We start from the raw sequence: 6,943 nt of genomic DNA on the forward strand, positions 1-6,943 counted from the left end.
CGCCATCAAGTGAGAGAGGCTGGCGCACCCGACACGCCGTCCGACGCATCGCAACCCCTTTTTTTGGAACAGAGGGAGGGTCGTATGCGGTTTCTATCTGCGCGCATCGCGCGTTTCCCGCAGTCGCTGCGGGTTCTGGCTGGTGGGGCGATCGTGACCTGCGCCAGTGTCGCCGCCGGGCAATCCGGCGACGGTAATCAAGCTCCGCCGTTCGAACGCGGCCGGGATTTGTTCACCATCAATTGGAAGCCCAATCTGGAGGTGGGCGCCACGAGCGACGGGCTCGGCCCGCTCTACAACGAGACCAGTTGCGTCGCCTGCCACAAACAGGGCGGCGTCGGCGGGGCGGGCGGGAACGAGAAGAACGTTGTGTTGTTGACGCGCCTCACGCCCGTTGCCGCGATCGTCCAGCGCGTGTTTGGTGAAAACAGCGAGTCGGCGGATTTAGGCGAGGTGCATCCGGCGTTTAAGGATCGCACGGCGACTTCCATCGTCTTGCACGAACATCACACCAAGCCAATGTACGCGCCATGGCGACGGGAAATCGTGGAGTCCGCGACCAGCCAACCGCCGCGGGAATTGAATCTTCCGGCGGACACGGGCTTGCGCTTCATCGAGCGCGACGGCATCCACTATATGCTGAGCGAACGGAGTGCGCCGTCGCTGTTCGGCGCGGGCTTGATCAACCGAATCTCGTCCGACGCGATTCGCGAGGAAGCCGAACGGCAGGCGCGCGACAAGGATCCGATCGCGGGGCGCGTGCCGGCCGCCGGAGACGACGTCGGCCGCTTCGGCTGGCGCGGGCAGATCGCATCGCTACGCGATTTTGTCGCCGGGGCGTGCGCCAATGAACTGGGGCTCACGGTTGACGATCATCCGCAGCCCGCGGATCCCTTGATCGAGCAGGAAGCAAAACCGCGCGTCGATATGGAGTTCAAGGACGTCAATGCAATTGCGCAATTTATCGCCGCGCTGCCTCGACCCGTGGAAACCGCCGGTCACAACAAGGAGATCGCGCGCGGCCGAAAATTGTTTCGCACCGTAGGTTGCGCGAAATGCCATCTAGAGAAGCTGGACGAGGTTCAAGGAATCTACAGCGATCTGTTACTGCACGACCTTGGCCCACAGTTGAGCGACGTGGCGTTGCCATCCCCCACGGCGACGGCGGTCGCTCAAGCCCGGCTGCCAAAGCAACAACGCAATGCATTGGGGCGTGCGATCGAAGCACTTCCGTCGCGCGACGTCCTTACGCCGTCGCCGCCGTCGATCGGCAGTTACTACGGCGCACCGAGTGCGTCGAGTCTGGCAAGCGTTTCGAGTTCGTGGCGGACGCCGCCGTTGTGGGGCGTCGCGGATACGGGGCCCTATCTGCACGACGGCCGCGCGGATTCGCTGGAGGACGCCATCGATCTCCACGAAGGGGAAGCCGCCGGCGTCACCGCGCGTTATCGCAATTTGCCAAGAATGGCGAAGCTGAATCTGATCGACTTCTTGGAAACGCTCGAAGCGCCGCAATAGTTTTCGTTGCGGCAGATGTTTGTGGAAAAAAAGCCCAGGGAAGGCCAACGACGACTTTGCTATCCTCGCAGCCTGTTAGGGCCTTCCCTGGGCTTACCAGGATCGATTGAATAGTGAGATGAGTACCGCCTCGGAGTTTCGAGCACGTGTGCGCTCCGGCGCCTTCAACAGCCCCACCGCCGGACAATCGCCAGGCTTTGCGCAAGCCAACGTCGTAATCCTCCCAGCGGCCGACGCAGCGGACTTCGCTGCGTTCTGTGAATTGAACGCGCGTCCGTGCCCGCTCTTGGAGCAAACCGCGCCGGGCGATCCGGAACCAAAAAAATCGGCCCCGGGCGCCGATCTGCGGACCGACGTCCCGCGCTACCGCGTGTTTCGCCATGGCGTAGCGGAGGCCGCCGAGCCAACCGAGATTACGAATCTCTGGCGCGACGATTTCGTGGCGTTTTTGCTCGGTTGTTCCTTCACCTTTGAGCAGGCCTTACAGCAAGCCGGACTGCCGGTGCGTCATATCGATTTAGGGCGCAACGTGCCGATGTATCGCACGAACATCGCTTGCCGTCCCGCTGGCAGTTTTGCCGGACCGCTGGTCGTCAGTATGCGGCCCTATCGTGCCGACCAGATCGACGCCGTACACGCGGTCACCGACCGGTTTCCTCGCATGCATGGAGCCCCGATTCATGTCGGCGACCCCGCAGCAATCGGCATCGCGGACCTGGAACGCGTCGATTTCGGCGATCCGGTCCCTGTGGCGGCGGGCGAGGTTCCGGTATTCTGGGCTTGCGGGGTGACGCCACAGTTGGCGATTCTCGCCGCGCGGCCGGAACTGGCGATCACCCATGCCCCCGGCCATATGTTCATCACCGATTGGCTGGACGAGGCGTTTTGCGAGCGATGACCGGCAGCGACGAATCATCAACCTTTGACGTAGAGAATAGCCGCCGGCAGTTTCCCGCGTTGGCCCGCTCGGTGGCCGGCAAGCAGGCGATTTTCCTGGATGGCCCGGCCGGCAGTCAGACGCCGCAATGCGTGATCGACGCCATGGTCGACTACCTGGCCCACACCAACGCCAACCACGGCGGTGTTTTCGCCACGAGCCGCGAGAGCGACCATACGTTGCACGAGGCCCGGCGGGCCGCCGCCGATTTCGTGGGCACACGCGATCCGGACGAGATCGTCTTCGGCGCGAACATGACCTCGCTCACGTTCGCACTGAGCCGCGCCCTGGCGCACACTTGGCAACCCGGCGACGAAGTGCTAGTCACGCAGTTGGATCACGACGGCAATATCGCCCCCTGGATTCTGGCGGCCAATGATGCCGGCGCGACGATTCGCGAAGTCCGCGTCCGTCCCGAAGATTGTACGCTCGACCTGGATGACTTGAAGGAGAAGCTCTCGCCGCGTACCAAGCTGGCGGCGATCACCTGCGCGTCAAACCTGGCTGGCACAATTACGCCGCTACGCGAGATCGCGCGGCTGGTGCAAAAGCATGGCGCGCTCTTGTATCTCGACGCTACGCATCTGGCGCCGCACCGGTTGCTGGATGTGGCCCGCTGGGACTGCGATTTCCTGGTCTGCTCTGCCTACAAGTTCTTCGGCCCGCACGTCGGCCTGTTGTGGGGGCGTCGCGAATTGCTCGGCATGTTGCCAGCGTACAAAGTGCGCCCCGCCGGGGACGGCCTGCCGGATCGCTGGATGACCGGCACGCAGAATCACGAAGGCATTGCCGGGCTGCGCGCGGCGATCGACTATCTGGCCGAAATCGGCTGGCGCGTATCCATCGGCGCCGGCGAACGACGTTCCGCCATTGTTGCCGCGATGGACGCGATCGCTCTCCACGAACAGTTCTTGTCGCGGCATTTGCTGGCGGGCCTCGCCGCGATGGAGAGCATTCGCGTCCACGGCGTCTGCCAGCCGAACCGGCTCGATGAACGCGTGCCCACCGTGGCGTTCACTCATAAATGGCTAAAGCCCCGGGCCATCGCGGAACGCCTCGCCGAACAAGGTATTTTCGCCTGGCACGGGCACAACTACGCCCTGCGGCTGAGCGAATCGCTCGGTCTGGAACCCGACGGCGCGGTCCGGATCGGGCTGCTGCACTACAACACCACAGCCGAAATCGACCGCACCTTGGACGTGCTGTCGCATCTCCAATAGGCGACCCTTCGGGCCGCCCGGCAAGTTCGGAAATATCCGCACATTCGCTGCAATCGCGCCTCGCGGTATGCCGAATGCATCTAGGGCGGACTGCATTGCGCCGAGGTTGCCCATTGGCGGCGACCGCACGGCCTGAGTCCGCCGCATTTTTGACCACTTTGACGGGGGAGATCGACCCATGAAGCGGATTGGCATTTTCTGGGGGGCCGTGGTTTTGCTGGCGGTGTCGGGCGCCCAGGCGCAAGAGGCCGCGCCTTCCCCCTTCAACGAACCGGACGACGCTCCGTATCAGAGCGCGCCGGGGCCCGAAGCGGAAACGCCCGGCATGCACGTCTCCTGGGGGCAATTGCAGCCGACGGCCGACATGTGGCTGTACGAACAATCCAAGGCGGACTACCTCGACCCCAAGCTCGCGGTGCGCCGCAAGGCCGAGAAAAAGACCGCGCAGCGCGAAGCCCGCATCGCCGCGATGAAGTGGTACGGGTTGTCGAATTCTCGCCCGATCGCCAATTCGACTCCGTCCTGCGGCGCCTATTCGCCCGGCTGGCACGCGAACAGCTACAACGCATACAGCTGGACCGGCGGGATGAATCCGCTGGTGGTCGTGCGTCCGACCCGGGTTTCGATTCCGGCCGCTTACGGGCTCTGGTAACGGACCACGGCGACAATCCCCGCACAGCGATGCTATAACCATCGCCATGGAATTCGCCGGGCGCAGATATGATACGGGCGAAGCGGTCGTCGTGGCTTGCGAGCACGGCCGCATCGCCCGTTTTTCGCGCGCCGAGGCCGCCGCGGATCTGCCGTGGATCGGGCCGGGTTGGTACGATCTGCAAGTCAACGGCTACGGCGGCCAGGAGTTCAGCGCCGCTACGCTGACCGTCGATCGCGTGGCAACGATCGTCTCAGCCGTCCACGCGATGGGTGTGACGACCTTCTGTCCGACGGTCACCACGAACGCTGACGAAGACTTGCGGCACGCGCTCAGCGTGATCGCCGGGGCCATCGATGCCCGCGCGGAAGTCCGTGCCAGCGTGGCTGGCATTCACTTGGAAGGCCCGTATCTTTCGGCGCTCGACGGTCCGCGCGGCGCGCACGCCAGGCAATTCTGTCGCGCGCCGGATTGGGACGAGTTTCGCCGTTTTCAAGAAGCGGCGCGCGGGCAAATTCGACTCGTCACGCTGTCGCCGGAATATGACTCCGCGCCGGCGTTCATTCGCCAGGCCGTGGCCAGCGGCGTACTTGTGGCGATCGGCCATACGGCCGCGACCGGCGAGCAAATTCGCGCGGCCGTCGATGCCGGCGCACGGTTGAGCACGCATTTGGGTAACGGCGCGCACCTCACCTTGCCACGTCACCCGAACTATCTTTGGGATCAACTCGCCGAGGATCGCTTGACGGCGAGTTTAATCGTCGACGGACACCATCTGCCGCCGGAAGTCGTACAGACATTTGTCCGCGCCAAGGGCGCGGAGCGCATTGTGCTCATCAGCGACCTCTCCGGCATGGCTGGCCTGCCGCCGGGACGATATCGCACGGAACTCTGCGAACTGGACATCCTGCCGAGCGGAAAACTCGTCATCGCCGGTCAGGACCAACTATTAGCGGCGGCCTCGGCGCCAATCGGCGTCGGCATTTCGAATGTAATGCGCTTCGCCAGCGTGGGCCTGAAAACGGCGATCGAGATGGCGTCTACGCAACCGGCGAAATTGCTCGGCCGCGACGACTCCGGCTTGCTCGTCGGCGCCGCCGCGAATTTGACTTTATTCGACCTGTCGGAGGATGCATCGCGCACCATCACGGTGCGCGAAACGATCGTCGGCGGCGAGAGCGTGTACCGGAGCAATTCATGACCCAGCACACCGATAGCATGCTGCCCGCCGATTCCTTTCGGGATCAAATCATCGTCATCACCGGCGGCGGGACCGGGCTCGGTTACTCGATGGGCAAGTACCTGCTCCAACTTGGGGCGAGGCTCGTCATCTGCGGACGCCGCGCCGAGGTATTGGAAAAGGCCGCTGCGGCGTTGCAGGAAGAAACTGGCGGAGAAGTGCTCGCGCAGCCGTGTGATGTCCGCGTGCCGGAGCAAGTCGACGCGCTCTTGCAGGCAGTGCTCACGCGCTTCGGCGCGGTGCATGGGTTGATCAATAACGCCGCGGGCAACTTCATCTGCCCGACGGAACGCCTCTCGTACAACGCGTTTCACACCGTGGTGGATATCGTGCTGCGCGGCACCGCGAATTGCACGCTCTGCTTCGGCAAGCACTGGATCGCCGCGCAGCAGCCCGGCGCCTTCCTGAACATCGTCACGACTTACGCCTGGACCGGTTCCGGCTACGTCGTTCCTTCGGCGACTGCCAAGGGAGGCGTGTTGGCGCTCACGCGTTCGTTGGCCAGCGAATGGGGCAAGTACGGCATCCGCACCAACGCCATCGCCCCCGGACCGTTCCCCACGGAAGGCGCCTGGTCGCGCCTCGTGCCGCCCGGCATGGAGAACGCATTTGATCCAGCCAAGCGCATCCCGGTCGGCCGCTACGGTGAACATCAGGAACTGGCGAACCTCGCCGCCTACCTGCTCTCCCCCTTCGCAGGCTACATCAACGGCGAATGCGTCACTATCGACGGCGGCGAATGGTTACGCGGCGCGGGGCAGTTTAACTTTCTGGAAGAAGTTACCGCGGAACAGTGGGAGGCGATGCAATCCAAACTGCGCGGTAAGAAATAGGGCGCTACTCCGATTTGAAACGCGGAGGCGCAGAGGCGCGGCGAGGAGGAATTCAACCGCGAAAAACGCGAAAACCGTTCTTTTTTCGCGATATTTGGCGTACTTCGCGGTTAAATTCCTCTTCCCCTCCGCGTCTCTGCCCTCCGCGGTTCAATCTGGAATCGTCTCCTACTTTTTCTCCAGCCAGCAGTTTTTTCCGTCCGCTACCGCCGCGCCGAGTTGCAAGCAAGTGCGGAATCGTTCCGGAATGGCTCGCGGATCATCGCCCGTCACTGTCATGTTGACGGCCACATAGACGCCTTGGCCGGGGAGCGTGTCTTTCGGTGGCACGGCCGGCAGGTCGGCCGGGGCCATGCTGTCGCCGCTCCAGAACGCCGCGGCGGCTACCCAACCGGCCGCCGTCTCGTGCCGCGTCGCTGTGGCGGCTTTCTCCGCGGCGCGGCAATGTTCCTGCTTGGGCTCGACGACCCATTTCTCCGCTGCCTCGACCGCCGTGCGATCAGGCGTGGTGAGTTTCTTCTCCAAGTAGGCCCGTACGCAGAC

General features: G+C 63.7%; 7 protein-coding genes. 6 read left to right on the forward strand and 1 reads right to left on the reverse strand.

What is annotated here, in order from left to right; all coding sequences use genetic code 11:
• Window positions 1–84 precede the first annotated feature (84 nt).
• The 6 genes from SGJ19_20720 to SGJ19_20745 all read left to right on the forward strand — a co-directional run bounded on the left by SGJ19_20720 (window position 85) and on the right by SGJ19_20745 (window position 6,400).
• Window positions 85–1,518, forward strand: a complete 1,434-nt coding sequence (locus SGJ19_20720; GenBank protein MDZ4782677.1) for a di-heme oxidoredictase family protein — start codon at window positions 85–87, stop codon at window positions 1,516–1,518.
• 118 nt (window positions 1,519–1,636) lie between these two features.
• Window positions 1,637–2,416: a putative hydro-lyase gene (locus SGJ19_20725; protein ID MDZ4782678.1), complete on the forward strand. Its 780-nt coding sequence runs from the start codon at window positions 1,637–1,639 to the stop codon at window positions 2,414–2,416.
• A complete protein-coding gene (locus tag SGJ19_20730; GenBank protein MDZ4782679.1) occupies window positions 2,413–3,675 on the forward strand; it encodes a cysteine desulfurase-like protein in 1,263 nt (420 codons plus the stop codon). Before SGJ19_20725 ends, SGJ19_20730 begins: the two co-directional genes overlap by 4 nt.
• Before the next feature lie 178 nt (window positions 3,676–3,853).
• On the forward strand, window positions 3,854–4,327 hold the full coding sequence (locus SGJ19_20735; GenBank protein ID MDZ4782680.1) for a hypothetical protein: 474 nt from the start codon (window positions 3,854–3,856) through the stop codon (window positions 4,325–4,327).
• A gap of 46 nt (window positions 4,328–4,373) precedes the next feature.
• Window positions 4,374–5,528, forward strand: a complete 1,155-nt coding sequence (locus SGJ19_20740) for an amidohydrolase family protein (protein MDZ4782681.1) — start codon at window positions 4,374–4,376, stop codon at window positions 5,526–5,528.
• On the forward strand, window positions 5,525–6,400 hold the full coding sequence (locus SGJ19_20745) for an SDR family oxidoreductase (GenBank protein MDZ4782682.1): 876 nt from the start codon (window positions 5,525–5,527) through the stop codon (window positions 6,398–6,400). The genes SGJ19_20740 and SGJ19_20745 overlap by 4 nt, the downstream gene beginning before the upstream one ends.
• Window positions 6,401–6,568: 168 nt before the next feature.
• Here the strand turns inward: SGJ19_20745 and SGJ19_20750 are convergent.
• A partial coding sequence (locus SGJ19_20750) for a hypothetical protein (GenBank protein MDZ4782683.1) occupies window positions 6,569–6,943 on the reverse strand: 375 nt, incomplete at its 5' end.

The organism is Planctomycetia bacterium (assembly GCA_034440135.1).
In the GTDB taxonomy this organism is placed as follows: Bacteria; Planctomycetota; Planctomycetia; order Pirellulales; family JALHLM01; genus JALHLM01.

Coding starts and splice junctions, on each gene's coding strand:
- SGJ19_20720 (MDZ4782677.1), top strand. CDS start 85: ATGCGGTTTCTATCTGCGCGCATCGCGCGTTTCCCGCAGTCGCTGCGG.
- SGJ19_20725 (MDZ4782678.1), top strand. CDS start 1,637: ATGAGTACCGCCTCGGAGTTTCGAGCACGTGTGCGCTCCGGCGCCTTC.
- SGJ19_20730 (MDZ4782679.1), top strand. CDS start 2,413: ATGACCGGCAGCGACGAATCATCAACCTTTGACGTAGAGAATAGCCGC.
- SGJ19_20735 (MDZ4782680.1), top strand. CDS start 3,854: ATGAAGCGGATTGGCATTTTCTGGGGGGCCGTGGTTTTGCTGGCGGTG.
- SGJ19_20740 (MDZ4782681.1), top strand. CDS start 4,374: ATGGAATTCGCCGGGCGCAGATATGATACGGGCGAAGCGGTCGTCGTG.
- SGJ19_20745 (MDZ4782682.1), top strand. CDS start 5,525: ATGACCCAGCACACCGATAGCATGCTGCCCGCCGATTCCTTTCGGGAT.